General features: G+C 71.4%; 26 protein-coding genes. 13 read left to right on the forward strand and 13 right to left on the reverse strand.

Annotated elements, in window-relative coordinates; genetic code table 11:
- Positions 1-88 precede the first annotated feature (88 nt).
- The 3 genes from ACWDYJ_RS32230 to ACWDYJ_RS32240 all read right to left on the reverse strand — a co-directional run bounded on the left by ACWDYJ_RS32230 (position 89) and on the right by ACWDYJ_RS32240 (position 3749).
- Positions 89-1294, reverse strand: a complete 1206-nt coding sequence (locus ACWDYJ_RS32230) for a DUF5667 domain-containing protein (RefSeq protein WP_451569141.1) — start codon at positions 1292-1294, stop codon at positions 89-91.
- A gap of 208 nt (positions 1295-1502) precedes the next feature.
- Positions 1503-2321, reverse strand: a complete 819-nt coding sequence (locus tag ACWDYJ_RS32235; protein WP_451569142.1) for an ECF subfamily RNA polymerase sigma factor, BldN family — start codon at positions 2319-2321, stop codon at positions 1503-1505.
- 342 nt (positions 2322-2663) lie between these two features.
- Positions 2664-3749, reverse strand: coding sequence for an HAD family hydrolase (locus ACWDYJ_RS32240; protein ID WP_451569143.1), 1086 nt, complete (start codon positions 3747-3749; stop codon positions 2664-2666).
- A gap of 101 nt (positions 3750-3850) precedes the next feature.
- Between ACWDYJ_RS32240 and ACWDYJ_RS32245 the strand changes: the two genes are divergently transcribed.
- The 8 genes from ACWDYJ_RS32245 (at position 3851) to ACWDYJ_RS32280 (ending at position 11909) form a co-directional block, all read left to right on the forward strand.
- Positions 3851-4129, forward strand: a complete 279-nt coding sequence (locus ACWDYJ_RS32245; protein ID WP_451569144.1) for a glutaredoxin family protein — start codon at positions 3851-3853, stop codon at positions 4127-4129.
- Positions 4130-4402: 273 nt separating this feature from the next.
- Positions 4403-5236 (forward strand): redox-sensing transcriptional repressor Rex, encoded by an 834-nt coding sequence (locus ACWDYJ_RS32250; protein WP_451569145.1) that lies wholly within the window; start codon positions 4403-4405, stop codon positions 5234-5236.
- Positions 5233-6963: a glutamyl-tRNA reductase gene (locus ACWDYJ_RS32255; protein ID WP_451569146.1), complete on the forward strand. Its 1731-nt coding sequence runs from the start codon at positions 5233-5235 to the stop codon at positions 6961-6963. Before ACWDYJ_RS32250 ends, ACWDYJ_RS32255 begins: the two co-directional genes overlap by 4 nt.
- Entirely contained in the window at positions 6960-7928 is a 969-nt protein-coding gene (gene hemC, locus ACWDYJ_RS32260) for a hydroxymethylbilane synthase (RefSeq protein WP_451569147.1), read from the forward strand. The genes ACWDYJ_RS32255 and hemC overlap by 4 nt, the downstream gene beginning before the upstream one ends.
- Entirely contained in the window at positions 7925-9598 is a 1674-nt protein-coding gene (locus tag ACWDYJ_RS32265) for a uroporphyrinogen-III synthase (RefSeq protein ID WP_451569148.1), read from the forward strand. Before hemC ends, ACWDYJ_RS32265 begins: the two co-directional genes overlap by 4 nt.
- Positions 9599-9814: 216 nt before the next feature.
- The gene (hemB, locus tag ACWDYJ_RS32270; RefSeq protein ID WP_451569149.1) at positions 9815-10816 is read left to right on the forward strand and encodes a porphobilinogen synthase; all 1002 of its coding nucleotides are present in this window, start codon (positions 9815-9817) and stop codon (positions 10814-10816) included.
- A 124-nt stretch (positions 10817-10940) separates the two neighbouring features.
- Positions 10941-11534, forward strand: a complete 594-nt coding sequence (locus ACWDYJ_RS32275; RefSeq protein ID WP_451569150.1) for a TetR/AcrR family transcriptional regulator — start codon at positions 10941-10943, stop codon at positions 11532-11534.
- 102 nt (positions 11535-11636) lie between these two features.
- The gene (locus tag ACWDYJ_RS32280; protein ID WP_451569151.1) at positions 11637-11909 is read left to right on the forward strand and encodes a DUF1876 domain-containing protein; all 273 of its coding nucleotides are present in this window, start codon (positions 11637-11639) and stop codon (positions 11907-11909) included.
- A gap of 323 nt (positions 11910-12232) precedes the next feature.
- Here ACWDYJ_RS32280 and ACWDYJ_RS32285 read toward each other — a convergent pair whose 3' ends face one another.
- Entirely contained in the window at positions 12233-12979 is a 747-nt protein-coding gene (locus ACWDYJ_RS32285; protein WP_451569152.1) for an ABC transporter permease, read from the reverse strand.
- Positions 12976-13902 (reverse strand): ATP-binding cassette domain-containing protein, encoded by a 927-nt coding sequence (locus ACWDYJ_RS32290; RefSeq protein WP_451569153.1) that lies wholly within the window; start codon positions 13900-13902, stop codon positions 12976-12978. The genes ACWDYJ_RS32285 and ACWDYJ_RS32290 overlap by 4 nt, the downstream gene beginning before the upstream one ends.
- 112 nt (positions 13903-14014) lie before the next feature.
- Here ACWDYJ_RS32290 and ACWDYJ_RS32295 point away from each other — a divergent pair, with 112 nt between their 5' ends.
- Positions 14015-14788: a TetR/AcrR family transcriptional regulator gene (locus tag ACWDYJ_RS32295; RefSeq protein WP_451569154.1), complete on the forward strand. Its 774-nt coding sequence runs from the start codon at positions 14015-14017 to the stop codon at positions 14786-14788.
- On the opposite strand, the gene ACWDYJ_RS32300 is transcribed toward ACWDYJ_RS32295, so the two are convergent.
- Positions 14760-15011 carry a DUF397 domain-containing protein gene (locus ACWDYJ_RS32300; RefSeq protein WP_451569155.1) on the reverse strand — a complete coding sequence of 84 codons (252 nt, stop codon included), beginning with the start codon at positions 15009-15011 and terminating at the stop codon, positions 14760-14762. The genes ACWDYJ_RS32295 and ACWDYJ_RS32300 overlap by 29 nt on opposite strands.
- Entirely contained in the window at positions 15008-15793 is a 786-nt protein-coding gene (locus tag ACWDYJ_RS32305; RefSeq protein ID WP_451569156.1) for a helix-turn-helix domain-containing protein, read from the reverse strand. The genes ACWDYJ_RS32300 and ACWDYJ_RS32305 overlap by 4 nt, the downstream gene beginning before the upstream one ends.
- Before the next feature lie 152 nt (positions 15794-15945).
- Between ACWDYJ_RS32305 and ACWDYJ_RS32310 the strand changes: the two genes are divergently transcribed.
- Positions 15946-16341 carry an ATP-binding protein gene (locus ACWDYJ_RS32310; protein WP_451569157.1) on the forward strand — a complete coding sequence of 132 codons (396 nt, stop codon included), beginning with the start codon at positions 15946-15948 and terminating at the stop codon, positions 16339-16341.
- A 5-nt stretch (positions 16342-16346) separates the two neighbouring features.
- On the opposite strand, the gene ACWDYJ_RS32315 is transcribed toward ACWDYJ_RS32310, so the two are convergent.
- From ACWDYJ_RS32315 to ACWDYJ_RS32325, 3 genes are all read right to left on the reverse strand, one after another.
- Positions 16347-18467, reverse strand: a complete 2121-nt coding sequence (locus tag ACWDYJ_RS32315) for a SpoIIE family protein phosphatase (RefSeq protein WP_451569158.1) — start codon at positions 18465-18467, stop codon at positions 16347-16349.
- A gap of 105 nt (positions 18468-18572) precedes the next feature.
- A complete protein-coding gene (locus tag ACWDYJ_RS32320; RefSeq protein ID WP_451569159.1) occupies positions 18573-19004 on the reverse strand; it encodes a DUF3995 domain-containing protein in 432 nt (143 codons plus the stop codon).
- 70 nt (positions 19005-19074) lie between these two features.
- On the reverse strand, positions 19075-19872 hold the full coding sequence (locus ACWDYJ_RS32325; RefSeq protein WP_451569166.1) for a VOC family protein: 798 nt from the start codon (positions 19870-19872) through the stop codon (positions 19075-19077).
- A 156-nt stretch (positions 19873-20028) separates the two neighbouring features.
- Between ACWDYJ_RS32325 and ACWDYJ_RS32330 the strand changes: the two genes are divergently transcribed.
- Complete coding sequence (locus ACWDYJ_RS32330; protein ID WP_451569160.1) at positions 20029-20259, forward strand: FitA-like ribbon-helix-helix domain-containing protein; 231 nt, start codon at positions 20029-20031, stop codon at positions 20257-20259.
- A complete protein-coding gene (locus tag ACWDYJ_RS32335) occupies positions 20256-20654 on the forward strand; it encodes a type II toxin-antitoxin system VapC family toxin (RefSeq protein ID WP_451569161.1) in 399 nt (132 codons plus the stop codon). Before ACWDYJ_RS32330 ends, ACWDYJ_RS32335 begins: the two co-directional genes overlap by 4 nt.
- 79 nt (positions 20655-20733) lie before the next feature.
- Here the strand turns inward: ACWDYJ_RS32335 and ACWDYJ_RS32340 are convergent, their stop codons facing one another.
- The 3 genes from ACWDYJ_RS32340 to argS all read right to left on the reverse strand — a co-directional run bounded on the left by ACWDYJ_RS32340 (position 20734) and on the right by argS (position 23419).
- On the reverse strand, positions 20734-21234 hold the full coding sequence (locus tag ACWDYJ_RS32340) for a hypothetical protein (RefSeq protein WP_451569162.1): 501 nt from the start codon (positions 21232-21234) through the stop codon (positions 20734-20736).
- A complete protein-coding gene (locus ACWDYJ_RS32345; protein WP_451569163.1) occupies positions 21231-21533 on the reverse strand; it encodes a hypothetical protein in 303 nt (100 codons plus the stop codon). Before ACWDYJ_RS32345 ends, ACWDYJ_RS32340 begins: the two co-directional genes overlap by 4 nt.
- Before the next feature lie 101 nt (positions 21534-21634).
- Complete coding sequence (gene argS / locus ACWDYJ_RS32350) at positions 21635-23419, reverse strand: arginine--tRNA ligase (protein WP_451569164.1); 1785 nt, start codon at positions 23417-23419, stop codon at positions 21635-21637.
- A 169-nt stretch (positions 23420-23588) separates the two neighbouring features.
- On the opposite strand from argS, the gene lysS reads away from it, so the two are divergent.
- Positions 23589-25319 (forward strand): lysine--tRNA ligase, encoded by a 1731-nt coding sequence (lysS, locus tag ACWDYJ_RS32355; RefSeq protein ID WP_451569165.1) that lies wholly within the window; start codon positions 23589-23591, stop codon positions 25317-25319.
- The last annotated feature ends 65 nt before the right edge of the window (positions 25320-25384 follow it).

A 25384-nucleotide genomic window follows, 5' to 3' on the forward strand; every position in this document is an offset into this window, starting at 1 on the left:
TGATCAGGCGACCTCAGATATATAAAGTCTTTACACAATTCTCTTTCCCTACTCGACTCTCTTCAGTTCTGCCCCCGCCGTCTGCCGTCTACTGGTCGGCGTCCTCCGCGTTCAGGCCCAGGCCTGGGAGGAGGCCCGGGAGGAGCGGGGGGAGGGTGATGTCCGGTTGGGGGAGGTCCGGGACCGGTGGGGGGTGGATGCCCGGGGCGGATGGCTCCGTCGGGGGGTTGAGCAGGTCGCCCGTACCGCCCAGGAGGCCGCTTCCGGGGGCCGGGGAGTGGCTGCCGGAGGAGGTGGGGGGCGCCGGGGTCGTCGACGTCGCGGCGCCCGACGGAGCCGACCGCTGCTGCCCGCCGGCCGGGGTGCTCGGCTTGGCCGAGGTGGCCCCGCCGCGGGTCTGCTCCGGGGGCTTCGGCAGCAGGCCCTGGAGCGGCGCCACGTCATCGTCTATGGCCTGGAAGACCGAAGTCACCTCGTTGCCCACGTCCGTGAGCTGCGGGGGAAGGTTCGACCGGAGCCGGCCCCACGCGTCGCGGTGCGAGCGCGAGAACGAGGACAGGGCCTGGATCGGGCCGAGCGACCCGTCCCGTTCGTACGCCGCCTGGAGCAGCCGGTGGCCCTCCGAGGCGTCGTGCTTCATGCCCGCCAGCGCTCGGCGGATCTCGCCCAGGGACTCGTGGTCCAGGACACCCGTACGGCCGCGCTCCATCAGCCTGCGGGCTTCCGACAGCCGGTTCGACGCCTGGTCGAGATACAGCTCGCCCCGGTCCGCATCCTCGTCGGCCATGCCCAGCTTGAGATCCTCCATGCCCCGCTTGATGGGGTAGAGGGAGTCACCCGGCAGGGCGTCCGTGCTGGCAGCGGCCACGCCGCTGAAGGCCCCTGCGGCCACACCGACGGTGAGGCCCCCCGCTGCGATGCCCTTGGACCAGCGGGAGCGGGGCCGCAATTTCCGGAGCGAGGTCGCCCGGTGGGCGCCGCGGCCGGTCCGCTGCTCGGGCACCAGAGGGTCCGCGGCCGCACCGCCCCCGGCCCTCTCCTCCATCACCATGGCCTCCATGGCGGCGACGAGCTGCGCTCGTTGCACCACTTTGACCTCGGGGTCCAGCACTGGGCGCGGCATTTCGCCGAGCACGCTCGCCAGGGCCAACAGCCGGTCGTGGTCGGCAGGTTCGGCAGGTGCCTCGGACTGCTCGGCCGCCGAGTCCGGTTCCGAAAGACCGGACGGCGTCCGGTCCTCCAGGGCCTGGGCGAAGGCGTTCGCCCGCCGGTGCGGAGTCACGTTCGCGATCACTGGCGGCACCTCCTCTCGTCATGACGATCGACTCCCCAAGGTGTCCGGAAGGTTGCCTGCCTTGAGCACATCCACCCTTTCGAGTGAGCGGCTTCAGGCAGGACGTGTCCACAGGGAGCCTGCATTCCGCACAACGAGCGACGCGGCACTTGGGTTACGGACGAAGGATGATCGGACCACAGCGTCATCGACCGGTCACCACGGGTCCTCAGCGGGCGTCGTCCGGGAGCAGGCGGGCCAAGGTGCGGACCGCCCGGTACTGGAGCGTCTTGATGGCGCCCTCGTTCTTCCCCATCACCCGGGCCGTCTCCGCGACCGAGAGGCCCTGGAGGAAGCGCAAGGTGACGCACTCCTGCTGCTGCGGGTTGAGTTTCCGTACGGCTTCCAGCAGGGCCGCGTTGGAGAGGGACTCCAGGACGGAGTCCTCGGGGCTGCGCTCCACCTCGTTGGCGTCGAGCATCTCGCCGGTGGTGACTTCGAGGCGGAAGCGGCTGGACTTGAAGTGGTCCGCCACCAGGTTCCGCGCGATCGTCACCAGCCAGGCGCCGAAGTCGCGGCCCTGCCAGGTGAAGGTGGAGATGCGGCGCAGCGCGCGCAGGAAGGTCTCGCTGGTGAGATCCTCCGCGGTCGCCTTGCCGCCCACGCGGTAGTAGATATAGCGGTACACGGTGTCGCTGTACTGGTCGTAGAGGCGGCCGAAGGCCTCGGCCTCGCCGGCCTGGGCGCGTTCGACCAGGTCCATCATGCGGGCCTGGTCGCTGTCCGCGGTGGGGCGGCGGGCGGTGGGCGTCGCGCTCGTGCCGGCGGTGCCGGCCGAGGCCCCGCCCGTACGACCGCGTCTGCCCACCGTCGCCCCGCCATCGGTCAGGGCATAGCAGGGACCGGCCGGGCCGAGGCCGGCAGGGACCGCGGCGGCGAAGGCGGCGGGGACGGCGTACGCGGTGGGGACGAAGCCGCGCAGGCGGTCGATGACCGTTGCGCGCAGCGTAGCCAGGCCCGAGGCGTCAACCCCGACAGGTGGGTACACGGGACTCCCAGAGGCAGAGCTTCCATCACGTGCAGTGCGGGACCGTTCACCCGACGTGGCGACAGATGAGCGGTGGCATGCGTTTGAGGAGAATAACGCTTCGTACAGGCAGTGCTACACCCAGTTGCCTAAATCACCGGTTCCGACACTTCTGTTGCGTGTCCAGGGCATATTCAGGCGCAGTTGGTGATCGGTTCTTGATCAGTTGGGTGCGCGGAATGCCAGCTTCCACGGTGGCTCACGACCGAGTCGGGCATGCCGGAGTGCCGCGCCGAAGGCGCGGGTAGGGGTGGGCGAATGGAACGCCGTGCGGCCCGGAAAAGGGCCTCGGGCCCGGCGTTGCTACTTGCGGCGACGGTGCAGGGCGATGGCGGCGGCGGCGCCGCCCGCGATCGCGCCGACTCCGGCGGCGGCCGGGACGCCGACCTTCACGGCCTTGCGGCCGGTCCGGTAGTCGCGCAGCCGCCAGTCGTGGGCGCGGGCATGCTTGCGCAGTTTTGTGTCGGGATTGATCGCGTACGGATGCCCGACCAGCGACAGCATCGGAATGTCGTTGTGCGAATCGCTGTACGCCGCGCAGCGCGCGAGATCGAGCTCCTCGGCGGCGGCCAGCGCGCGCACCGCCTCCGCCTTGGCGGGGCCGTGCAGCGGTTCGCCGACCAGGCGGCCGGTGTAGACGCCGTCGATGGACTCGGCGACGGTGCCGAGAGCCCCGGTCAGGCCGAGGCGGCGGGCGATGATGATGGCCGTCTCGACGGGAGCGGCGGTGACCAGCCACACCTTCTGGCCGGCGTCGAGGTGGGCCTGGGCGAGGGCGCGGGTGCCCGGCCAGATCCGCTCCGCCATGTACTCGTCGTAGATCTCCTCGCCGATGGCCATCAGCTCGGAGACCTTGTGGCCCTTGACGATGGACAGGGCGCTGTCGCGGGCGTCCTGCATGTGCTCGGGGTCCTCGACCCCGGCGAGCCGGAACCAGGCCTGCTGCCAGGCGAAGCGGGCGAGCTCGCGGCGGCGGAAGAACTCGCGCTTGTAGAGGCCGCGGCCGAAGTGGAAGATCGCCGCGCCCTGCATGACGGTGTTGTCGAGGTCGAAGAAGGCGGCGGCGAGGTCGTCGCCGTGGACCGGGAAGGCCGGCTCGGGGAGTCGCGGTGTCCGCGCGGCCTCGGTGACCCCGGGTGCCTGGGCGCTCTGCGCGGTCCCGGGCGCTTCGGCGGCCGGCGGTTCGGCGGCCGGCGGTTCGGCGGCCGGCGGTTCGGCGGCCGGCGGTTCGAGGGCCTGCGCGGTCTTGCGGGCGGCCTCGGCGGAGGCCTCGCCCGCCAGTACGCTCCGTGCGGTCGCGGAGCGCCGGCGAGGGGTGAGCCATCCCCAGGGGGCGCGCGTGTCGATGGGACTCCTACCAGGGCGGTGGTCGGGCGACGGGCGGGGCATGACGCGAGCATAGCCATTGTGTTCGGGACTTCCCGAACCGCCGGGATACGGAGCGGTTAACTCTTCGGGACCCTCCGGCCCCGCGCGGGACAATGGGGGGCATGAGTCCTCTGCTGCGCCGTAAGGAAAAGAAGCGTCCCGCCGAGCGGATGGTGACGCTCATCGGGAAGCCGGGGTGCCATCTCTGTGACGACGCCCAGGAAGTGATCGAGAAGGTCTGCGCCGAGACGGGCGCACAGTGGGAGAAGAAGGACATCACGCGGGACGAGGAGCTGTACCGGCTGCACTGGGAGCAGATTCCGGTGGTGCTGGTGGATGGCGAACAGCACACCTTCTGGAGGGTGAACCCTGACCGGCTGCGACGGGCGTTGGGAGCCTGACCGCTTTGGCCGTTACCATCGTGGGCGATTTATGGGGACTCGGGGGCGTATCGATGAGGAGTGTGTACGGTTTTGCCCCCCTCGGGATTTGAACGGGTTCGGCCCGTTCCCGGCTCCGGCCCTCCGTGGCCGAGCCGCGTGACCCCGGTCACTTTGCTCGGACAAAGCGGACACAATCTTTGTGCACGCGTTCACAAAGACATAGCCTGCATTCGACGGGGCGGTCCTGCGACAAGAGGCCGCCTGCAGCCCCGCTCATCCCGCAGGAGCATCGTGGCAACTGGCCGAACTCACCGACCGGCGACCCGCAGCCGAGGTATTCCCGAGGCCACTGTCGCCCGGCTTCCGCTGTACCTGCGCGCCCTCACCGCGCTCTCCGAGCGATCGGTGCCCACGGTGTCCTCCGAGGAGCTCGCGACCGCCGCCGGAGTCAACTCCGCGAAGCTGCGCAAGGACTTCTCGTACCTCGGCTCGTACGGGACCCGGGGCGTCGGCTACGACGTCGAATACCTCGTCTACCAGATCTCCCGTGAGCTGGGACTGACGCAGGACTGGCCGGTCGTCATCGTCGGCATCGGCAACCTCGGCGCCGCCCTGGCCAACTACGGCGGCTTCGCCTCCCGCGGCTTCCGCGTGGCGGCACTCATCGACGCCGACCCGGCCATGGCCGGCAAGCCGGTCGCCGGCATGCCCGTGCAGCACACCGACGACCTGGAACGCATCATCGAGGAGAACGGCGTCTCGATCGGGGTCATCGCGACCCCGGCCGGCGCCGCCCAGCAGGTGAGCGAACGGCTCATCGCTGCCGGAGTCACCTCCATCCTGAACTTCGCGCCCACCGTCCTGTCCGTGCCGGACGGCGTGGACGTGCGCAAGGTCGACCTTTCCATCGAGCTCCAGATCCTGGCGTTCCACGAGCAGCGCAAGGCCGGGGAGGGCGCGGCGGCCGCCGCGGCCGCCGGGGCCGTGGCCGCCGAGGACCTGGGCGCCGGTACGGGAACGGGCGCCGCGCCCGCAGCCGCCGTCGAGCCGCCGGCCGGGCGGGCCGCCGCTGCCGCGCGCAAGGGCGGCCCCGAAGGTGATGTGCCGGCGGTGATGCCGGCATGAGTCTGCTCGTCGTAGGCCTGAGCCACCGCAGCGCACCCGTGAGCGTCCTGGAACGGGCTTCGCTGTCCGCCGACGCGAAGGTGAAGCTGCTCCACGACACGCTGGCCGCCGAGCCGGCGGCCGAGGCGGCGCTGCTGGCCACCTGCAACCGGATCGAGCTGTACGCGGACGTGGACAAGTTCCACGCCGGCGTCGCCGAGCTCTCCACCTTGCTGGCGCAGCACAGCGGAGTGGCCCTGGAGGAGCTCACCCCCTATCTGTACGTGCAGTACGAGGACCGGGCGGTGCACCACCTGTTCTCGGTGGCGTGCGGGCTGGACTCGATGGTCGTCGGCGAGGGCCAGATCCTCGGACAGATCAAGGACGCGCTGGCGCTGGGGCAGGAGCTCCACACGGCCGGTCGGCTGATCAACGACCTCTTCCAGCAGGCGCTGCGGGTCGGCAAGCGGGCGCACTCGGAAACCGGGATCGACCGGGCCGGGCAGTCGCTGGTGACGTTCGGGCTGGAGCAGCTCGCCGTGCACCTGCCGGTGGGGGAGTGGGCCGCCGGTAAGCGGGCGCTGGTGATCGGGGCCGGGTCGATGTCGTCGCTGGCGGCCGCCACGCTGGCGCGGGTCGGCGTCGCCGAGATCGTGGTCGCCAACCGGACCGCCGAGCGGGCGGAGCGGCTGGCCGAGATTCTGGTTGCCTCGGGCACCGGGGTTGCGGCGCGGGCCGTGTCCATGGCGTCGGTGGCCGAGGAACTGACACGTGTTGACGTCGTGGTGTCCTGCACCGGGGCCACGGGGCTGGTGCTGAGCGGGGACGACGTGGCGCGGGCCGTGGATGGTGGCCCTGCGGGGCTCTCCCCCACCCCGCCCCTTCCCGAAACCGGGGCTGCGCCCCGGACCCCGTCCCAGGGGCTCCGCCCCCGGACCCCCGCGCCTCAAAGGCCGGCGGGGCTGGATTCGGCTGCGCCGGGAGATGCCGATGTGCTGGCTCGGCTCGTGACCGCCGCCGAGCGGCACGGGCGGTTGGCTGATGCCGGGGCGGTGCGGACCATCAGTGTCGTCGAGGCCGAGGTGTGCCCCGTGCCCGGGGACGGGCGGTCCGCGTTGGCCGGGGTGGATGCCGGGTCCCTCGAGTTGCACGGGACCTGGGCCGATCAGGGCGAGGCCGCCGCTCAGCGGCAGCCCCGGCGGGCGGCTCGCAGCCAGGGTGACGGGACGCCCGTACGCCTGGCGCTGCTGGACCTGGCCATGCCCCGGGACATCGACGCCGCCGCGCACCGGATCCCCGGGGTGCGGCTGGTCGACATCGAGTCGCTGGCGGAGGCTTCCGCCGACGCGCCGATGGCGGCCGACGTGGACGCCGTACGTGGGATAGTCGCGGAGGAAGTGGCGGCCTTCGGGGCCGCCCAGCGGGCCGCGCACATCACGCCCACCGTCGTCGCCCTGCGGGCGATGGCCGCCGAGGTCGTGGCCATGGAGGTGGCACGGCTCGACGGGCGCGTACCCGATCTCGACGAGCGGCAGCGGGCGGAGGTCACTCAGACCGTGCGCCGCGTCGTCGACAAGCTCCTCCACGCGCCGACCGTGCGCGTCAAGCAGCTCGCGAGCGAGCCCGGCGGCGCCGGGTACGCCGAGGCGCTGCGCGAACTCTTCGACCTCGACCCTCAGACGGTGGCATCCGTCAGCCGGGCGGACGCGGCCGATCCGAAGAACGACGACCCAGGACGGGCATCATGAACACACGTCCCGACCAGCCGCTCCGGCTTGGCACGCGGCGGAGCAAGCTGGCCATGTCCCAGTCCGGGCACGTCGCCGAGGCGGTACGGGCGGTCACCGGCCGGCCCGTCGAGCTCGTGGAGATCACGACCTACGGTGACGTGTCCCGCGAGAACCTCGCGCAGATCGGCGGCACCGGCGTGTTCGTCACCGCGCTGCGCGAGGCCCTGGTGCGCGGCGAGGTGGACTTCGCCGTGCACTCGCTGAAGGACCTGCCGACCGCGCAGCCCGACGAGCTGGTCATCGCGGCCATCCCGCGGCGGGAGGACCCGCGCGACGCGCTCGTCGCCCGTGACGGCCTGACCTTCGCGCAGCTGCCCGACGGCGCGCGGATCGGTACCGGTTCACCGCGGCGCACGGCGCAGCTCCACGCGTACGCCAAGAGCCTGGGCAAGACCGTCGAGACCGTCGCGATCCGCGGCAACGTCGACACCCGGATCGGCTACGTGCGCGCCGGTGAGCTCGACGCGGTCGTCCTGGCCGCCGCCGGGCTGAACCGGATCGGGCGCGGTGACGAGGCGACCGACCTGCTGTCGGTCGACAACGTACTGCCCGCTCCCGGCCAGGGTGCCCTGGCCGTGGAGTGCCTCGCGTCCGATGCGGACCTCGTGGCCGCGCTCGGCGAGCTCGACGACCCGGACACCCGGGCCGCCGTGACCGCGGAGCGTTCCCTGCTCGCCGCCCTGGAGGCCGGCTGCAGCGCACCCGTGGGCGCGCTCGCCGACCTTCTGGCCGACGGGCAGATTGTCAATGAAATGCGCCTGCGTGGCGTCGTCGGAACGCTCGACGGCTCGACGCTCGTGCAGCTGTCCACCACCGGTCCCGTGCCCCAGTCGTATGACGAGGCCATGGCGCTCGGCCGCGAACTCGCGGACGAGATGCTGGCCAAGGGCGCGGCCGGTCTTATGGGGGAGCGATCGCTTTGAACCCCTCACGTCCGACCACCTCCGCTTTTCCGGGGCTCGCCGCCCACGGACTCGTCACCTTCCTCGGTGCCGGGCCCGGCGACCCGGGTCTGCTGACGCTGCGCGCCGTGGAGGCGCTGCGCGCGGCGGACGTACTCGTCGCGGAACCCGAGGTGCTCGAAGTCGTACGGACCCACGCGCGCGCGGGTGTCGACACGCCACAGCTGACGGTTGTTGACGAAGTGTCAGCAGCCGCCGGGGTCCCGGTAATCCGCGACGCCGCCAATCTTGTCATGGAGGCCGCGCGCTCCGGCAGGCGGGTCGTCCGTGCCGTCACCGGCGACCCCGGGCTCGACGGGAACGCGGCCGGGGAAATGCTGGCCTGCGCCGCCGAGGGGATCCCCTTCGAGGTGGTGCCCGGTGTCGCGACCGCCGTCGGCGTACCCGCGTACGCCGGTGTGCCGCTTCGTGGGGGACGAGGCGACGACGGAGTCGTGCGCTTCCTGGACGCGCGGCACGCCTCGGCGCGCTGCTGGAGCGAGGTCGGCGCCAGCGGCGGCAGCCTCGTGGTCTCCGCCACGCTGGAGACGGTCGCGAGCGCCGCGGCCGAGCTGGTCGCGGCCGGGCGGGGAGCCGATACCCCGCTCACCGTGACCGTGGGCGGTACGACGACCCGCCAGCGGACCTGGAGCGCGACCCTGGGCACCATCGCCCAGGTGTTCAAGCAGGGCAAGGTGCTCCCCTCGCCCGAGGGCTCGCGCCCCGTCATAGCCGTGGTCGGTGAGCAGGGCGCCGCCGCGCGGCGCGAGGAGCTGGCCTGGTTCGAGTCGAAGCCGCTGTTCGGCTGGCGGGTCCTCGTACCGCGCACCAAGGAGCAGGCAGCCTCGCTCTCCGACCAGCTGCGTTCGTACGGCGCGGTGCCCCACGAGGTGCCGACCATCGCCGTGGAGCCGCCGCGCACCCCGCAGCAGATGGAGCGGGCGGTCAAGGGCCTGGTCACGGGCCGCTACGAGTGGATCGCCTTCACCAGCGTCAACGCCGTGAAGGCGGTGCGCGAGAAGTTCGAGGAGTACGGGCTCGACGCGCGGGCCTTCGCGGGCATCAAGGTCGCCGCCGTGGGCGAGCAGACCGCGGCCTCGCTGGTCGAGTTCGGTGTGAAGCCGGACCTGGTGCCGAGCGGCGAGCAGTCGGCCGCCGGTCTGCTGGAGGACTGGCCGCCGTACGACCCGGTCTTCGACCCGATCGACCGCGTCTTCCTGCCGCGCGCCGACATCGCGACCGAGACGCTGGTCGCCGGGCTGATAGAGCTCGGCTGGGAGGTCGACGACGTCACCGCCTACCGGACGGTGCGCGCGTCGCCGCCGCCGGCGGACACGCGTGAGGCGATCAAGGGCGGCGGCTTCGACGCCGTGCTCTTCACGTCCTCCTCCACCGTCCGCAACCTGGTCGGGATCGCGGGCAAGCCGCACAACGTGACCGTCATCGCGTGCATCGGACCGGCGACGGCCAAGACCGCCGAGGAGCACGGGCTGCGCGTGGACGTGCTCTCGCCGGAGCCGAGCGTCGGCAAGCTGGCCGAGGCGCTGGCCGCGTACGGGGAGGCGCGCCGCGAGGCGGCCAAGGAGGCCGGCGAGACGGTCTCGCGGCCGAGCGAGCGGCGGCCGGGTGCGCGCAGGCGCCGTACGACCTGACGGTCGGTCGAGGTTCATCAGGGCCCGGACGCTCGGCGTCCGGGCCCTGACCCGTGCCGGAGTGCCGGGGGCCCGCGGGTTGGCCCTGGTCCTGGTCCTGGTCCGTGCCGGGTGGGCTTGGGCGGGCGTTCTCCGGCGGCGGGCCCGCCCCGGGGAGTTCCCGGGCACGCCCTAGGCTGGTGGGACTGTTTCCCAGGCTCGAAGAGGCGACTGAGAATGAGCGCGTACGGATCCTTCCCCGGCTCGCGGCCCCGGCGGCTGCGCACCACCCCGGCGATGCGGCGGATGGTCGCGGAGACCCGGCTGCACCCGTCGGACCTGATCCTTCCGGCGTTCGTCCGGGAGGGCATCAGCGCGCCCCTGGCCATCTCGGCGATGCCGGGCGTGGTGCAGCACACCCGGGACACGCTGCGGAAGGCCGCCGTGGAGGCGGTGGAGGCGGGCGTCGCGGGGATCATGCTCTTCGGTGTCCCGGCCGACGAGAACAAGGACGCGCTGGGCACGGCGGGCACCGAGCCGGACGGCATCCTCCAGCTGGCGATCCGCGACGTGAAGGCCGAGGTGGGCGACGACCTCGTGATCATGTCCGACCTGTGCCTGGACGAGTACACCGACCACGGGCACTGCGGGGTCCTCGACGAGCACGGCCGGGTCGACAACGACGCGACGCTGGAGCGGTACGCCGAGATGGCGCAGGTCCAGGCCGACGCGGGCGTCCACGTCGTGGGGCCGAGCGGGATGATGGACGGCCAGGTGGGCGTCATCCGCGACGCGCTGGACGAGACGGGCCACGAGGACGTCTCGATCCTCGCCTACACGGCGAAGTACTCCTCCGCCTTCTACGGGCCCTTCCGTGAGGCCGTCGCCTCCTCGCTCCAGGGTGACCGCAAGACCTACCAGCAGGACCCGGCGAATGCCCGGGAGTCGCTGCGGGAGCTGGCGCTGGACCTGGAGGAGGGCGCCGACATGGTCATGGTCAAGCCGGCCGGCCCGTACCTGGACATCCTGTACCGGGTCGCGCAGGCGGTGGACGTGCCGGTGGCGGCGTACCAGATCAGCGGTGAGTTCGCGATGATCGAGGCGGCGGCGGAGAAGGGCTGGATCGAGCGGGACCGGGCCATCCTGGAGACGCTGCTCGGCATCAAGCGGGCGGGCGCGGACACGATCCTGACGTACTGGGCGACCGAGGTCGCGGGCTGGCTGCGCCAGGAGCGGTGAGCCCGGCCGGCGGGTGACCGGGGCCGGCGCGCGTCGGGCGTCACCGGGGGCCGCGCCGGCTCAGGGAAGTGGAGGGCTTTTCTAGAAGAGATTTCTAATCCTCTTTCTGTTCTACGCTGACGGCATGGTGAAGCAACAGCGCGGCGAGGCGACCGTCGACCAGCTCCTGACAGCCTCCTTGCGCGTGTACGCCCAGTCCGGCCGGCAGGGTTTCACCGTTCAGTCCGTGACGGCTGCCAGTGGTGTCAGCCTCGGCAGCCTCTACCACCACTTCGGCAGCTTCGACGGGCTCGCCGCCGCCCTCTACATCCGCTGCATGGGGCAGCTCTTCGACGCGATGACCGCCGCGCTGGAGCGCTCCCGCACCGCACGGACCGGCGTACGGGCCCTCGTACAGGCCTACTTGGACTTCACCAGGGACCACCGCGACGCCGCGCTGTTCCTGCACGCCTCCGCCTACTCCGGCTACCTCGCCGGGCACGCCGAGGAGATCCGGGCCGCCAAGGAGGCCAAGCTGGCCCGCATGGTGGCGTGGATGCGGGCCCGGATGGAGAAGGGCGAGATCCGGCCGATCCCCGGGCCGCTGCTGGAGGTCCTGGTCATCGGGCCGCCGTGCGAGGCGGCGAAGCGGTGGCTGGCCAGCACGTATGACCTGGACCTGGACGAGGCCGCGAGGCTTCTGCCGGATGCGGTCTGGCGATCCGTGCGGCCGGAATGACGGGGCGGGGCCTTGTCCGGCCTGCGGGTGATGCCTGGGGGTGCGTTCCGGGTGGTACGGGGGCACCCTGGAGGGAGAGGCCGACTGTGGAGGTGATCCGCCATGTCCACGCTCGTCGGGTGGCATGTAGAGGTGGAGTTCACGGAGGAGGGCCACCGCACCGCTGCGGCAGCCCTGCTCAGACTTCCTGATGGTTCCGAACTGAGGGCGCACGGGTACGCGATGCGCCATCCGTCCGATCCGGAACAGCTGAGGGTCGGAGAGGAGATCTCGGGCGCGCGGGCGCTCATGGACCTCTCGTCCCAGCTGCTCCAGAAGGCGCACGGTGAGATCGACGAGGTGACGGGCAAGCACTCCTACCCGCTGAACGGCTGATCAGGACTCGGCCACCGTGACGCGGGGCGGGGGCGTTCTCCGGCTTCCGCAGCGGAGAGCGCCCCGGTCCGGGCGTGGCTACTTGGCGGCCTCGAAGCCGACGTCGGCGGCGCCCATCTTGACCTGAAGGGTCTCGTAGCCGCCGTCGCCTTCTTTGCTGTGCTTGCTCCACCACTGGCACGTGTAGCTGGTGTCGGAGCCGCAGCCGGCGGTGAGCAGGACGGCCGCGGTCAGGGCGATCAGGATCTACGGGTTTCGCATAAGCGGAGCGTAAGCGCCGCCACCGACACGCCGTACGAGGGGGCCGCGCTGCCTGTGTGCGATCAGCGGGTGCGGCGGGCGAAGAGGGTGCCCGACAGGGTCACGGCCACGGCCGCGATCGCCGCGCACCAGGCCAGGGCCACCCACGGAGTGTTGCCCGCCGGCTGGGCCAGGAGCAGCGCGCGCAGGGATTCGATGACCGGGGTCAGCGGCTGGTGCTCGGCGAAGCCGTGGAGCCAGCTCGGCATGGTGCCGATCGGGACGAACGCGCTGGACGGATACGGCAAGAACATCATCAGGAAGGTGAAGCCGCCCGCCGCTTCGGGGGACTTCGCGAGCAGCCCGAGGGTCGCGGCCAGCCAGGAGATCGCGGTGATGTACGCGACGAGGAGCCCGGCGGCGGCGAGGAAGGCGAGCGGGCCCGCCTGGGGCCGGAACCCGATGGCGAGGGCGACGGCCAGGACCAGGGTGGTGGAGAGCAGGTTCCGCAGCACGGACGCGGTGACGTGGCCGGCCAGGATCGGGATCCCGCCGATGTCCAGCGAACGGAAGCGGTCGATGACGCCGTTCTTCATGTCGTCGGCGACGCTGACGGCGGTGCTCGCCGCGCCGAAGCCCGCGCACAGCAGCATGGCGCCGGGGACGACGTACGTCACGTACGCGGTGCCGGTGTCGATCGCACCGCCGAAGAAGTAGACGAAGATCAGCATCAGCATGACCGGCAGCATCAGCGCCGTGACCAGGGCGTCCGGCTGGCGGCGGCTGATGCGCACGCTGCGCCCGGCCAGGGTGAGGGCGGATGAGGTCATCGGTCGGCTCCCGTCAGGGCGAGGAACACGTCGTCGAGGGTGGCGCTGTGAACGGCGAAGCGGTCCACGGCCGTGCGCTGCGGATCGACTTCGTCGAGCAGGGCGCGGACGTGGGCGGCGGTGCCGTCGGTGGGCAGGCCGAGGGTGAGCTCGTCCGGTACGAGGTGGACGGCGCGGGCGGCGAGCGTCTCGTAGGCGGCCCGGTCGGTCAGGGTGAGGTCCAGCCGGTGGCCGGCGACGCGGGACTTGAGCGCGGCGGGCGTGCCTTCGGCGGCGATCCGTCCCCGGTCCAGGACCGCGACGCGGTCGGCGAGCTGGTCGGCCTCCTCCAGGTACTGGGTGGTCAGCAGCACGGTCGTGCCGTCGGCGCGCAGTTCCCGTACGAGGTCCCACAGGTCCTGGCGGCTGCGCGGGTCGAGCCCGGTGGTCGGCTCGTCCAGGAAGATCACCTCCGGCCGTGAGACGAGGCTCGCGGCGAGGTCGAGTCGCCGCCGCATGCCGCCCGAGTACGTCTTCGCCGTGCGCCCGGCGGCCTCGGTGAGCCCGAAGCGGGCCAGGAGTTCGTCGGCGCGGGCGCGGGCCGAGCGGGGACGGAGGCCGGTGAGACGGCCCATCATGCGGAGCATCTCGGCGCCGGTCTGGAGGTCGTCGACGGCCGCGAACTGCCCGGTGAGGCTGATCCGTTCGCGGACCCGGCCGCGCTCGGCGGTGATGTCGTGCCCGGCGACGCGGGCGGTGCCGGAGTCGGGGGCGGTGAGGGTGGCGAGGATGCGGACGGCGGTGGTCTTGCCGGCGCCGTTGGGGCCGAGGAGGGCGAGGACGCTGGAACGCGGGACGGAGAGGTCGATGCCGTCGAGGACGCGGAGCTCACCGTAGGACTTGGTCAGGCCGGTGGCGTGGATGCCGAGGTCGTTCGTGGTCATCGCGGACCACGCTCCCTTCTTCTGCGTATGGGATACGCGCTTCTGCGTAAGTAATACACAGAACTAGGATGTGGGTCAACGTTCCATGCGGAATCAGGGAGGGAGGGCGGCGATGGCGAAGGAAGAGCCGGACGGCACTGGGCTTCCGGCGACGCTGGAGATGGCCTGGGGCCTGCGGGAACGCCCCGGCAAGGGGCCGCGACCCACGCTCACGCTCCCCCGGATCGTGGACGCGGCGGTGACGCTCGCCGCCACCGAGGGCATGGACGCCGTCTCCATGGGCCGGGTGGCGAAGGAACTGGGCGTCTCGACGATGTCCCTCTACCGGTACGTCGCGGCGAAGGAAGAGCTCTACATCCTGATGGCGGACGCGGGCGCCGGCACCCCGCCGCCGCTGCCGCCCGAGGCGGAGGGGTGGGGGTGGCGGGAGCTGCTGTCGGACTGGGCGTACGGGCAGCGGGCCGTCCTGATGGCCAACTCCTGGATCCTGCGCATCCCGATCACGGCGGCGCCGGTCAGCCCGAACCAGCTGGCGTGGATGGAACGCGGGCTCGCGGCCATGGCCGGCACCGGCTTGGACGAGGGCGAGAAGATCTCCACCATCACGCTGGTCGCGGGCTTCGTACGCAACGAGGCGACCCTCACCGCCGACATGACGGACGCCATCGTCAAGAGCGGCGCCTCACCGGACCAGGCGATCGGCCAGTACGTACGCACGCTGCGGCGGATGACCACCCCCGACACGCACCCGGCGGTGACGCGGCTGCTGGAGTCCGACGCGTTCACGGGCCCCGGGGAACCGGACTTCGAGTTCCGCTTCGGCCTGGGCCGCCTGTTGGACGGCCTGGCCGTGCTGATCAACGAGCGGAGCGGGTCCACTCCGTGAGGGCGGACCAGGCGGCGGGGGCCAGGTCCAGGACCGGACCGTCGGTGACCTTGGAGTCCCGGACGTGGACCTGTGCGGCGCAGGCGGCGACCTCGACGCAGTTGCCGCCCTCGCTGCCGCTGTAGGAGGACTTCCGCCAGGCGACGGCCACTTCCAGGCAGGCGCCGCCTTCGTCACCGCTGTAGCTGGACTTGAACCACTTCAGTGCTGACGTGGCGCTCATAGCTCTCCTAGCAGGCGGTCCAACAGGCCCCGCGTCTGCTCGGTGTTGAGGGCCTGAGTTCGCAGCATTGCATATTTGAGCGCCAGGATGCTGACCTCATCTGCGGCCGAAATGAGCTGGCTGCCACGCTGGGTTTCGGTGTAGCCAATGCGCTGGTGGTCGTGGGTTTCCAGGAGGATGAACGGACCGTTGAGGCCTGCGTGGGAGGTGCGGCCGAGCGGCATCACTTGGAGGCTGACGTCCGGCAGATCGGCGCACGCGCACAGGTGGCGAAGCTGTTCTGCGTACACCTGGTCGCCACCGATCCGGTCGCAGAGTACCGCCTCCCAGACGACGAAGCTCAGGGTCGGCGGGGTGCTGCGACGCAGGATTTTCTGGCGGTCGATGCGCGAGGCGGTCAGCGCCTCGACTTCGGCCTCCGGATGGGCGGGAACGCGGCACCGGAACACGGCTCGGGCGTAGTTCTCCGTCTGGAGCAGGCCCGGCACGACCTGGTTGTCGAACCAGGACAGGGCGATCGCGTCGCGTTCAAGGTCCATGTACTCCTCCGCCCATGGTGGGGTCACGTCCACCTTCGGCATCCTGTGAGCCGCCACGGACAGCAGGCCCGGCAACCCCAAGACCTGGTCCATCAGCTCCGCGACATTCGGCATCAACGCCCGCCGCCCCTGCTCAATGGATGCGATGGTCTCGGCGTCCTGCCGGACCAGCTCTCCGAGCTGTTTCTGGGTCAGGTTCTTGGCGACTCGGCTGACGGCCACCTGTGCGCCGACCATCTTCATGGTCGTCGCGTTCGGCCGTGCTCGTTTCCTCGGTGGCATGACAGCGAACTCCCCACCCCAACGCATGGATTACCCCACTCCGACCCGTACTCATCACTGAGTACGGGTTGGCGCTGAGCCACACGTTAGTCACTGCGCGCGACGATCGTCCGGTGATTCCAGATACTCAACCGGCCCTGATGCGCGAGCGCTTCTACCTGCGCTCAGCCCACAACATCGCTGCTGCACGACAGTTCACACGTGACACCTTGCACGCCTGGGGGGTGACCGCACGGCACGACGACATGTTGCTCTGCGTGAGCGAGCTGGCCACCAACGCCCTGCGTCACGGCGTCCCGCCCGGCCGTGGCTACCTGCTCCGGCTGCTCACCTTCGACACCACCGTCCGGATCGAGGTCCACGACAGCGGACCGGGGCTGTCGCGGATGCCGAGCCGGCCGCTCGGCGGGGGCGGCGGGCGGGGTCTGATGCTCGTCGCCGCGCTTGCCGACGAGTGGGGTGTCGTGCCCCGGGCTCCCGGCAAGGTCGTGTGGTGCGAGTTCCGCTGAGCGGTTCAGGCCGGTCCTGGGGCGGTTTGCAGCAGGAGAACGGCGATGTCGTCGGTGTGCCGGCCGCCGGGCCAGGCGTGCTGGATCAGGCCGCTGATGCGCTGGTCGAGGTCCAGCCCGTGGTCGGCGGCGAGCCGCTGGGCGAGTTCGGCGGTGGCCCGGTCGAAGTGGGAGCCGGGACTTTCCACCAGGCCGTCGGTGTAGAACGCGAGGGTCGTTCCGGGGCTGAGGCGCAGGGTGGCGACGGGGTAGGACATGTCGGCGTCGATGCCGAACATGGGGCCGGGGTCGAGGTCCAGCACGCGCGGCGGACGGCCGGGCTGGTGCAGCAGCGGGGGCGGGTGGCCCGCGCTGGACAGGGTGGCCACCTGGCGGGCGAGGTCGATGTGGGCGTAGAGGCACGAGACGAGGAGGTCGGATTCCAGGTCGGCGAGCATGCGGTTGGTGCGGGCCAGGACCTGGTCGGGGGCGGCGCCGGCGTTGGCGTGGACGGCGGTGCGGACCTGGCCCATGAGGGCGGCGGCGGCGACGTTGTGGCCCTGGACGTCGCCGATGACGGCCGCCGCGGTGGTCGCGTCGATCCGGATGAAGTCGTAGAAGTCCCCGCCGACTTCGAGGCCGTGGGTGGCGGGCAGGTAGCGGGCGGCGACCTGCAGCCCCGGCACGGTCGGCAGGCTGTGCGGCAGCAGGGCCTGTTGGAGGCTCTGGGCGAGCTCGTGTTTCGCGTCGTAGAGCCGCGCCCGGTCCAGGGCCTGGGCGATCAGGCCCGCGAGGGAGGTGAGGACGGCGCGTTCGTCGGCGCTGAAGGCGTGGGGCCGGTCGTAGGAGAGGATGCAGCAGCCGACCGGGCGGCCGGAGATGACAAGGGGCAGGAACGCCCAGGCCTGCTTGCCGCTGATCCGGGGTGCCTTGGGGTAGCGTCCGGCCATCTCCGCGGGGCTGGCGAAGAATGAGGGGATGCCGCTGGTCAGGGCCTGCCCGGCGGGGGTGAGGTCGGTGTCCAGCGGCAGGCCGTCGAGTCGGTCGATGGTCTGCTGGTCGTAGCCGTGGTGGCCGGTGATCTTCAGGCGGCCGGCGTCCGCGGCGGACAAGACCAGTCCGTCGGCGCCGAAGGCCGGCAGGATCTGGTCGGCGACCAGCTCGACGACGTCGCGGACGCCGACGGCCTCGGTCAGAGCGGCCGCCAGGTGCATCAGCTGGTACAGGCGGCCGACCTGCGCGGTGGGCGTGGACGCGGGGCCGGCGGGCTCCTGCGTGCGGGAGGGCGAAGGCCGGTCGTGGGCGGGGCTGGGGGTGATGCGGACGCTGATGCCGCCGGCGTCGGGGTAGAGCTGGAAGCGGAGCCAGGTGTGCGGAGGGCGCAGGGCGGTGAAGGCGACCGGATCCCGGCTGATGACCGCGGCGCGGTAGTGGTCTTCGGTGGCGGGCTCGTCCATCCAGGGCAGCGACTGCCACGGCCGGGTTCCCAGCAGCTGGTCGGCGCCGCGGCCGAGCAGGGCTGCGGCGGTCGAGGTCAGGAAGGTGATCCGGCCTTCCAGGTCCAGGGCGAGGGCTCCCTCGGGCAGCCGTTCGGCGAAGTCCGCGGCGGCCTGGAGGGGCTGGACGCCGTGCGGGCGGGGCTCGCCGGTCGGGACGAGGCGGGGCTGATCCGGGGTGACGGGCGGCGGGACGGTGTCGTCCAGCACGCGGGCGATGCGCCGGGCGTTGGAGACGATGTGGCTCCTTTCGCGGCGCCCGGCCCGGCTGGGGTGGCTGGCGGGCCACAGCAGCAGCAGAGCGCCCCAGCAGCGGTTCCGTCCGGCCAGGGGCGCAGCCGCGAGCGCGAACCGGTACGGGAGGATCGCGGCGGCACGCGGGTACGAGCGAGCCAGGTGGCCCTGGGAGCCCACCCACACCAGGCGGTCCTCGCGGACCGCGTCGCTGACCGGGACCGGGGCGGTCAGTGGCACCCGGCGCCACGGCGCGGTCACCTCCACCGGTATCCCGCACAGCACGGCCAGGCCCAGGAGCTGCGCGACGTCGTCCAGCAGGTAGATGCCCCCGGCGGAGGCGCCGGTGCGGCGTACGGTGTCGACCAGCTCCCGGTCGAGCGGTCCGGCGCCCGGTTCCTCACCGGGGCCGGGCACCGCAGGCTCCTGACCGGCCGGGCACGGGGCGCGGGCGGGCCGAGCCCCCTTCACAGCACGCATCGCCCATATGTGGACGATACGCCCGCGTGGCGGCGGCCCGCCTCAGGCGGTGAGGGCCAGCCGGGCCGCCGCCCAGGCGAAGGCCAGGCAGGCGGGGGTGTACAGGGCGAGGTTGAGGACGTAGAAGGGGCTGTCCGGCGGGCTGTCCAGCAGTCCGGCCGCCCAGCCGAGGCCCGCGAGGCCGCGTACGGCCAGCCCCGCCGCGACGGCGGCCGTGACGGCCCGGGTCAGCCGCCCGCCGCGGCCCCGGGAGTGGGCGAGCACGGCGCCCGCGCCCGCCAGGGTCACGGCGGCCAGGGGCAGGACGACGGGCGGCCCGAAGGACACCTCCGTGCCCAGGACGGCGAGCGACAGGGTCCGTTCGTCGGCGGCGGGCCAGGTCGCGCCGGTGGCCCAGTAGAGGTGGATCAGCCCGTCGGTGGCGAGCAGGGCGGCCAGGGCGCGGCCGGTGCGGATGCGTGTCGTCGTCTTCATGTGGGAAAGGAGGGGGCCCGCGGGGAGAACATTCCCGTGGGCCCCGTCACACCCTTCGCGGCGCGGCAGGTCAGGCCGGCTGCTCCGGGGACTTCGCCGTGATGACCGAGAAACCCCCGCCCTGCGGGTCGGCGAGGACGGCCATCCGGCCCGCCACCATGTCGAAGGCCGGGGCGAGGACGCTGCCCCCGGCGCGGACGGTGGCCGCCTGGATGCTGTCGACGTCGTCGACGTGGAAGTACGGCATCCAGTGCGGGGGAACCCCGGGCGGCAGCTTGTCCATATTCATGATCCCGGCCACCGCGCGACCGCCGACCTTGAACTCCGTGTACCCCTCGCCGCCTTCCTCCGTGGAAGGGGTCGTGGTGATCGGCAGGATGGCCGAGTAGAAGGCGGCCGCGGCGTCGGTGTCGCGGGTGGTCAGCTCGCTCCAGATGAGGGCGCCGTGCTCGTTGACGATGCCCGCGCCGTCGAAGGAGCCGGGCTGCCAGAGGCCGACGACCGCGCCGGTCGGGTCGGTGATGACGGCCATGCGGCCCAGGTCCATGACGTCCATCGGGCCCATCATGACCGTGCCGCCCGCGTTGGTGGCGGCCTTGAGGGTGGCGTCGATGCCGTCGGTCGACAGGTACGTGGTCCACACGGTCGGCGGCATCGGCTCGGGGACGGTGCCGTCCGGGTTCATGGCCTTCATGATCCCGGCGACCGGCCTGCCCTTGAGCGTGCAGACGGAGTACCCGCCGGTCTCGGGCGGGCCGATCTCGCCCTGCCAGCCGAAGAGGTCGCAGTAGAAGTCGAGGGCCGCCTGCTGGTCGGGGACCATCAGGTCGATCCAGCACGGCGTGCCGGGCTTGTAGGGACCGTTCATGTCGGGCACGGGGCCTCCGGTGGAGGGTGGGGGAAGGACGGGCCGTCCCCTACCCGGGCCGTCGGACCCGAATCGGGCCGTACGGGTGAAAACCGGCCTCTGCGTGGCCCGGCGACTCTGCTAGCAGAATGCTTGCAATGCGACTAAACTTGTTGCATGGCCACCCTGTATGTCCGTGACTTGTCCGATGAGGCGCTCGCCGAACTGAAGATACGAGCGGCCCGTAACCGCCAGTCGCTGCAGGCGTACGCCCGGACCCTGCTGGAGGAAGAGGCCGCGACGCCGTCCGTCGAGGATGTCGTCGTGCGGATCCGTTCCCGTGTGTCGGCCGAGCTGAGCGTGGACGAGGTCCTCGGCGACCTCGACGCCGGGCGGCGGCGCGAATGATCGTGATCGATGCGAGTGCGGTCGTCATGCTGGTCGCCGACGCGGGTCCGGCGGGCGAGGCCGTGCGCGAGCGAGTGGTGGGAGAACGGCTTGCCGCTCCCTACCTGCTCGATGTGGAAGTCGCGCACGCGTTGCTCGGCCGCCACCGGGGAGGCAAGCTCTCCGACCGTCAGCTGGACGCGGCCTGGGACGACTTCGGGGCGCTGCCGGTCAGGCGGATGGAGCACCTGCCGGTGCTGCCCCGGGTGCGACAGCTGTACGCGAACCTTTCCGCGTACGACGCCACCTACGTCGCCCTGGCCGAAGGGCTTCAGGTGCCGCTCGTCACGTGCGACGCACGGATCGGCCGTTCCGGGAGTGCCCGGTGCAAGGTCGAGGTCTTCGGCGCGGCGTAGGGCAGCGGGAAACCCCGCCTCCCACCGGGAGACGGGGCCGCAGACGGAGCCGGCCTCCGTGCCAACCGCGCTTTCCGGGTCAGCGCAGCACGCGCTTGCCGGCGAGGAAGGCTGCCAGGTCCGCGACTTCCAGTACGCGGATCGCCTCGGCGGTACCGGGGAGTGCGTCCCGGTAGGCCGTGATGTCGCGTGCGTCGGACGTGACGATGACGGCCTCGGGATGTCTGGCCGCGATGACCACGGCCAGGGCGTCGACCGCGTCCGGGCGCTTCTCGCCCGGGATGGCCGCCGAGGCGAGGATCCGGCCGGCGCGCTTGGCGTCGTCCTCCACGTGACCGGCCAGGCACACGCCACAGGACAAGGGTGCGGAAGCGCGCACGCCGAACACGGTGCACTGCGGGATGGCGCGAGTGAGGGGAGTCCACTGCCCCGGCCGCCAGGCCTGAGCCAGAACGGGCAGCGGGACGACCGGCGGGTGGCCCTGTTCCGCCAGGTACCGGTGCAGACGGCCGGCGTGCTGCTCCCCACGGTCCAGCGCGACGAGCATGCCGGTGTCATACACGAAGACGGGATGGCTCACGCGGCGGAATCCCGGGCCTCAGGCGCAAGAGCCCGGGCGATGCCCGCTCGTACGGCCGCCATGTCGGCCTCGTCGAACTCCTCGTCGTGACCCGGTGGGGCCGGCATGGCCTCGGTCGCCGCGATGTCCGCATCGATGTCCGCGAAGCGCCGGGCGACGACGATGTCCTCGTCGATCTGGCGGAGCACGGCCGCCGTGACGTAGGAGGAGACGTCGATGCCCACCGCGTCGGCGTGCTCTTTGACTCTCGCGCGCAATGCGGCGTCCATGCTGATGCTGAACCGCTCCCTGGGGGCCATGGCAGCAACGTAGCACGCCGTGTTACGACGTGGAGGGGGAACGCGAAGGCCCCCGTCTCCCAGTGTCGGCAGACGGGGCCGCCGCGTGGAGCCGCTGGGCGTCAGAGCTTCTCGGGGGTGCGGATGCCCAGGAGGGACATGCCCTTGGAGAGGGTGCGGGCGGTCAGCTCGCACAGGAAGAGGCGGTTCTCCGCGACGACCTGCTCCGGCGCCGGCTTGATGACCGGGCACTGGTCGTAGAACGTCGTGAAGAGCGACGACAGCTGGTAGAGGTACGCCGTCAGCTTGTGCGGGGCGTACTCGGCGGCGGCCTCGGCGATCAGCTCGCCGAACCCGTCCAGGTGCAGACCCAGCGCCCGCTCGGCCGGGGCCAGCTCCAGCTCCGGGTGCGCGGCGGGCTCGCGGTCGCCCGCCTTGCGCAGGATGGAGCGGATGCGGGCGTACGCGTACTGGAGGTAGACGGACGTGTCGCCGTTCAGCGAGACCATCTGGTCGAGGTCGAACTTGTAGTCGCGGGCCGCGGAGGTCGACAGGTCGGCGTACTTCACCGCGCCGATGCCCACGTACTGGCCGTTCTCGACGATCTCCGCCTCCGTCAGGCCCACCTTCTCGGCCTTCTCGCGGACCACGGCCGTCGCCCGCTCGACCGCCTCGTCCAGCAGGTCCACCAGGCGGACCGTCTCGCCCTCACGGGTCTTGAACGGCTTGCCGTCCTTGCCGAGGACCGTGCCGAAGGCGAGCTGGACGGCCTTGACCTCGTCGTTCAGCCAGCCGGCCCGGCGGGCCGTCTCGAAGACCATCTTGAAGTGCAGGGACTGGCGGGCGTCGACGACGTACAGCAGCGTCGAGGCCTTGAGGTTGCCGACGCGGTCGCGGATCGCGGAAAGGTCGGTCGCGGCGTAGCCGAAGCCGCCGTCGGACTTCTGGACGATCAGCGGGGTCGGGTTGCCGTCCGGGCCCTTGTACTCGTCGAAGAACACGCACAGCGCGCCGTTGGAGCGGACGGCGACGCCCGACTCCTCCAGCAGCTTGCACGTCTCGACCAGCATGTCGTTGTAGGCGGACTCGCCGACCACGTCGGGGTCCTGGATGTCCATGTCCAGCTTGTTGAAGACGGAGTAGAAGTAGATCTTCGACTCGTCGACGAACCGCTGCCACAGCGCGAGCGTCTCGGGCTCGCCCGCCTGGAGGTCGACCACCCGGGCACGGGCGCGCGTCTTGAACTCCTCGTCGGAGTCGAAGTGCGCGCGCGAGGCCTTGTAGAGGCGGCCCAGGTTGGACATGGCCTCCTCGCCGGAGACCTCGATGTCGACGTCGGCGCCCTCGGCCTTGTGGTCCAGCTCGTGCGGGTGCTCCATCAGGTACTGGATGAGCATGCCGAACTGGGTGCCCCAGTCGCCGATGTGGTGGCGGCGGATCACGTTCTCGCCCGTGAACTCCAGGATCTGCACCATGGCCGCGCCGATGACGGCGGAGCGCAGGTGGCCGACGTGCATCTCCTTGGCGACGTTCGGCTGCGCGTAGTCGATCACCGTGGTGCCGGCGGCCGGCTTGAGGGGAACGCCGAGACGGTCGTCGGCGGCGCGCGCCGCGAGGGTCTCGATGATCGCCTTGTCGGTGATGGTGATGTTGAGGAAGCCGGGGCCGGAGACCTCGATCTCCTGGATCAGGTCACCGGTCGCGATGCCCTCGACCACGGTCGTCGCGAGCTCACGCGGGTTGGCCTTTGCCTTCTTCGCGAGCGCCAGGATGCCGTTGGCCTGGAAGTCCGCCCGGTCGCTTCGTCGCAGCAGCGGGTCGGCGGCACCGGCCTCCGGCAGGGCGGAGGTGAGGGCGTCCGCGACGCGCTGGTTGACGGAGGAAGCGAGGGAAGGGACCGAGGCCATGAGCTGCCGTTCCTGTGAGGTCGCACTGCGAAGTGAACTTGGTTGTTCCGACAAGCCCCGAGTATCCCACGCGAGGGCCATCGGTTTCTCGGGAGAAAAGCAACCCCGGAGTGGCCCATTCCGTCTGGGAGAATGGCTGAAGCCAGCATTCGAGATAGAAGGACGTGTCGTGGCTCAGAGCAGCACCGAGACCGACTGGGTCTCCCGTTTCGCGGACGAGGTCATCGCCGAGGCGGAGCGCCGAGCACCCGGCAAACCTGTCGTCGTCGCGTCCGGACTCTCCCCCTCCGGCCCGATCCACCTGGGCAACCTGCGCGAGGTCATGACCCCGCACCTGGTCGCGGACGAGATCCGCCGCCGGGGCATCGAGGTCCGCCACGTCCTGTCCTGGGACGACTACGACCGCTACCGCAAGGTGCCCGCCGGCATCCCCGGCGTGGACCCCGAGACCTACGGCCAGTACATCGGCCGCCCGCTGACCGCCGTCCCCGCCCCGGCCGGGTCGCCGTACGGCAGCTGGGCCGAGCACTTCAAGGCCGCCATGGTCGAGGCCCTGGACGAACTGGGCGTCGAGTACGACCCCATCAGCCAGACCGAGCAGTACACGACCGGTGTCTACCGCGAGCAGGTCCTGCACGCGATGAAGCACCGCGGCGACATCGACGCCGTCCTCGACCAGTACCGCACCAAGCAGAAGCCGGGCGGCAAGAAGCCCCAGCAGAAGCAGGTCGACGAGGCCGAGCTCGAAGCCGCCGCCGGCTCCGGCGCTGCCGCCGAGGACGACGGCAGCAGCGCGGAGGGCGGGTACTTCCCGTACAAGCCCTACTGCGGCGAATGCGGCAAGGACTTCACCAAGGTCACCTCGTACGACGACGAGACGACCGAGCTGACCTACGTCTGCACCGAGGACGCGTACACCGAGACGGTCAAGCTCAGCGAGTTCAACCGCGGCAAGCTCGTCTGGAAGGTCGACTGGCCCATGCGCTGGGCCTTCGAAGGCGTGATCTTCGAGCCCTCCGGCGTCGACCACTCCTCGCCCGGCTCGTCCTTCCAGGTCGGCGGCCAGATCGTGCACATCTTCGGCGGCGAGCAGCCGATCGGACCGATGTACGCGTTCGTCGGCATCAGCGGCATGGCCAAGATGTCGTCGTCGAAGGGCGGGGTCCCCACCCCGGCCGACGCGCTGAAAATCATGGAGCCGCAGCTGCTGCGCTGGCTCTACGCGCGCCGCCGCCCCAACCAGTCGTTCAAGATCGCCTTCGACCAGGAGATCCAGCGGCTCTACGACGAGTGGGACAAGCTGGAGGCCAAGGTCGCGGACGGCTCCGCGCTGCCCGCCGACGTGGCCGCGCACGCCCGCGCCGTACGGGTCGCCTCGCACGAGCTGCCCCGCACCCCGCGGCCGATGCCGTACCGCACGCTCGCCTCGATCGTCGACATCACCGCCGGACACGACGAGCAGACCCTGCGTATCCTCAGCGATCTCGAACCGGAGAAGCCGCTCGCCTCCCTCGACGAGGTCCGGCCGCGGCTCGACCGCGCCGAGAACTGGATCACCACGCAGGTCCCCGCCGACCAGCGCACGCTGGTCCGCGAGGAGCCCGACGCGGAACTGCTGTCCTCGCTGGACGAGGAGGCGCGGCAGTCGCTGCGCCTGCTGGTGGACGGACTCGACTCGCACTGGTCCCTGGACGGGCTGACCACGCTCGTCTACGGCGTGCCGAAGGTCATGGCCGGCCTGGAGCCGGACGCCAAGCCGACCCCGGAACTCAAGGTCGCCCAGCGCACCTTCTTCGCACTGCTCTACCGCCTGCTCGTCACCCGCGAGACCGGGCCGCGCCTGCCCACGCTGCTGCTCGCGGTGGGGGCGGACCGGGTGCGCAAGCTGCTGGCCGTCTGAGTCACGTAAAGCACTTACGTGGAAGGGCCCGCTCCCCCGGGGGAGCGGGCCCTTCCACGTAAGTG

It is taken from the genome of Streptomyces sp. NPDC003042, assembly GCF_053591315.1.

Excerpts from the sequence above, each read along its gene's own strand:
- ACWDYJ_RS32300 (WP_451569155.1), bottom strand. The coding sequence starts at position 15,011 with ATGAGCGCCACGTCAGCACTGAAGTGGTTCAAGTCCAGCTACAGCGGT.
- ACWDYJ_RS32325 (WP_451569166.1), bottom strand. The coding sequence starts at position 19,872 with ATGAACGGTCCCTACAAGCCCGGCACGCCGTGCTGGATCGACCTGATG.
- ACWDYJ_RS32295 (WP_451569154.1), top strand. The coding sequence starts at position 14,015 with ATGGCGAAGGAAGAGCCGGACGGCACTGGGCTTCCGGCGACGCTGGAG.
- ACWDYJ_RS32255 (WP_451569146.1), top strand. The coding sequence starts at position 5,233 with ATGAGTCTGCTCGTCGTAGGCCTGAGCCACCGCAGCGCACCCGTGAGC.
- argS (WP_451569164.1), bottom strand. The coding sequence starts at position 23,419 with ATGGCCTCGGTCCCTTCCCTCGCTTCCTCCGTCAACCAGCGCGTCGCG.
- ACWDYJ_RS32320 (WP_451569159.1), bottom strand. The coding sequence starts at position 19,004 with ATGAAGACGACGACACGCATCCGCACCGGCCGCGCCCTGGCCGCCCTG.
- ACWDYJ_RS32305 (WP_451569156.1), bottom strand. The coding sequence starts at position 15,793 with ATGAAGATGGTCGGCGCACAGGTGGCCGTCAGCCGAGTCGCCAAGAAC.
- ACWDYJ_RS32245 (WP_451569144.1), top strand. The coding sequence starts at position 3,851 with ATGAGTCCTCTGCTGCGCCGTAAGGAAAAGAAGCGTCCCGCCGAGCGG.
- ACWDYJ_RS32345 (WP_451569163.1), bottom strand. The coding sequence starts at position 21,533 with ATGGCCCCCAGGGAGCGGTTCAGCATCAGCATGGACGCCGCATTGCGC.
- ACWDYJ_RS32240 (WP_451569143.1), bottom strand. The coding sequence starts at position 3,749 with ATGCCCCGCCCGTCGCCCGACCACCGCCCTGGTAGGAGTCCCATCGAC.
- ACWDYJ_RS32330 (WP_451569160.1), top strand. The coding sequence starts at position 20,029 with ATGGCCACCCTGTATGTCCGTGACTTGTCCGATGAGGCGCTCGCCGAA.
- ACWDYJ_RS32290 (WP_451569153.1), bottom strand. The coding sequence starts at position 13,902 with ATGACCACGAACGACCTCGGCATCCACGCCACCGGCCTGACCAAGTCC.
- ACWDYJ_RS32335 (WP_451569161.1), top strand. The coding sequence starts at position 20,256 with ATGATCGTGATCGATGCGAGTGCGGTCGTCATGCTGGTCGCCGACGCG.
- ACWDYJ_RS32275 (WP_451569150.1), top strand. The coding sequence starts at position 10,941 with ATGGTGAAGCAACAGCGCGGCGAGGCGACCGTCGACCAGCTCCTGACA.
- hemC (WP_451569147.1), top strand. The coding sequence starts at position 6,960 with ATGAACACACGTCCCGACCAGCCGCTCCGGCTTGGCACGCGGCGGAGC.
- hemB (WP_451569149.1), top strand. The coding sequence starts at position 9,815 with ATGAGCGCGTACGGATCCTTCCCCGGCTCGCGGCCCCGGCGGCTGCGC.
- ACWDYJ_RS32285 (WP_451569152.1), bottom strand. The coding sequence starts at position 12,979 with ATGACCTCATCCGCCCTCACCCTGGCCGGGCGCAGCGTGCGCATCAGC.
- ACWDYJ_RS32280 (WP_451569151.1), top strand. The coding sequence starts at position 11,637 with ATGTCCACGCTCGTCGGGTGGCATGTAGAGGTGGAGTTCACGGAGGAG.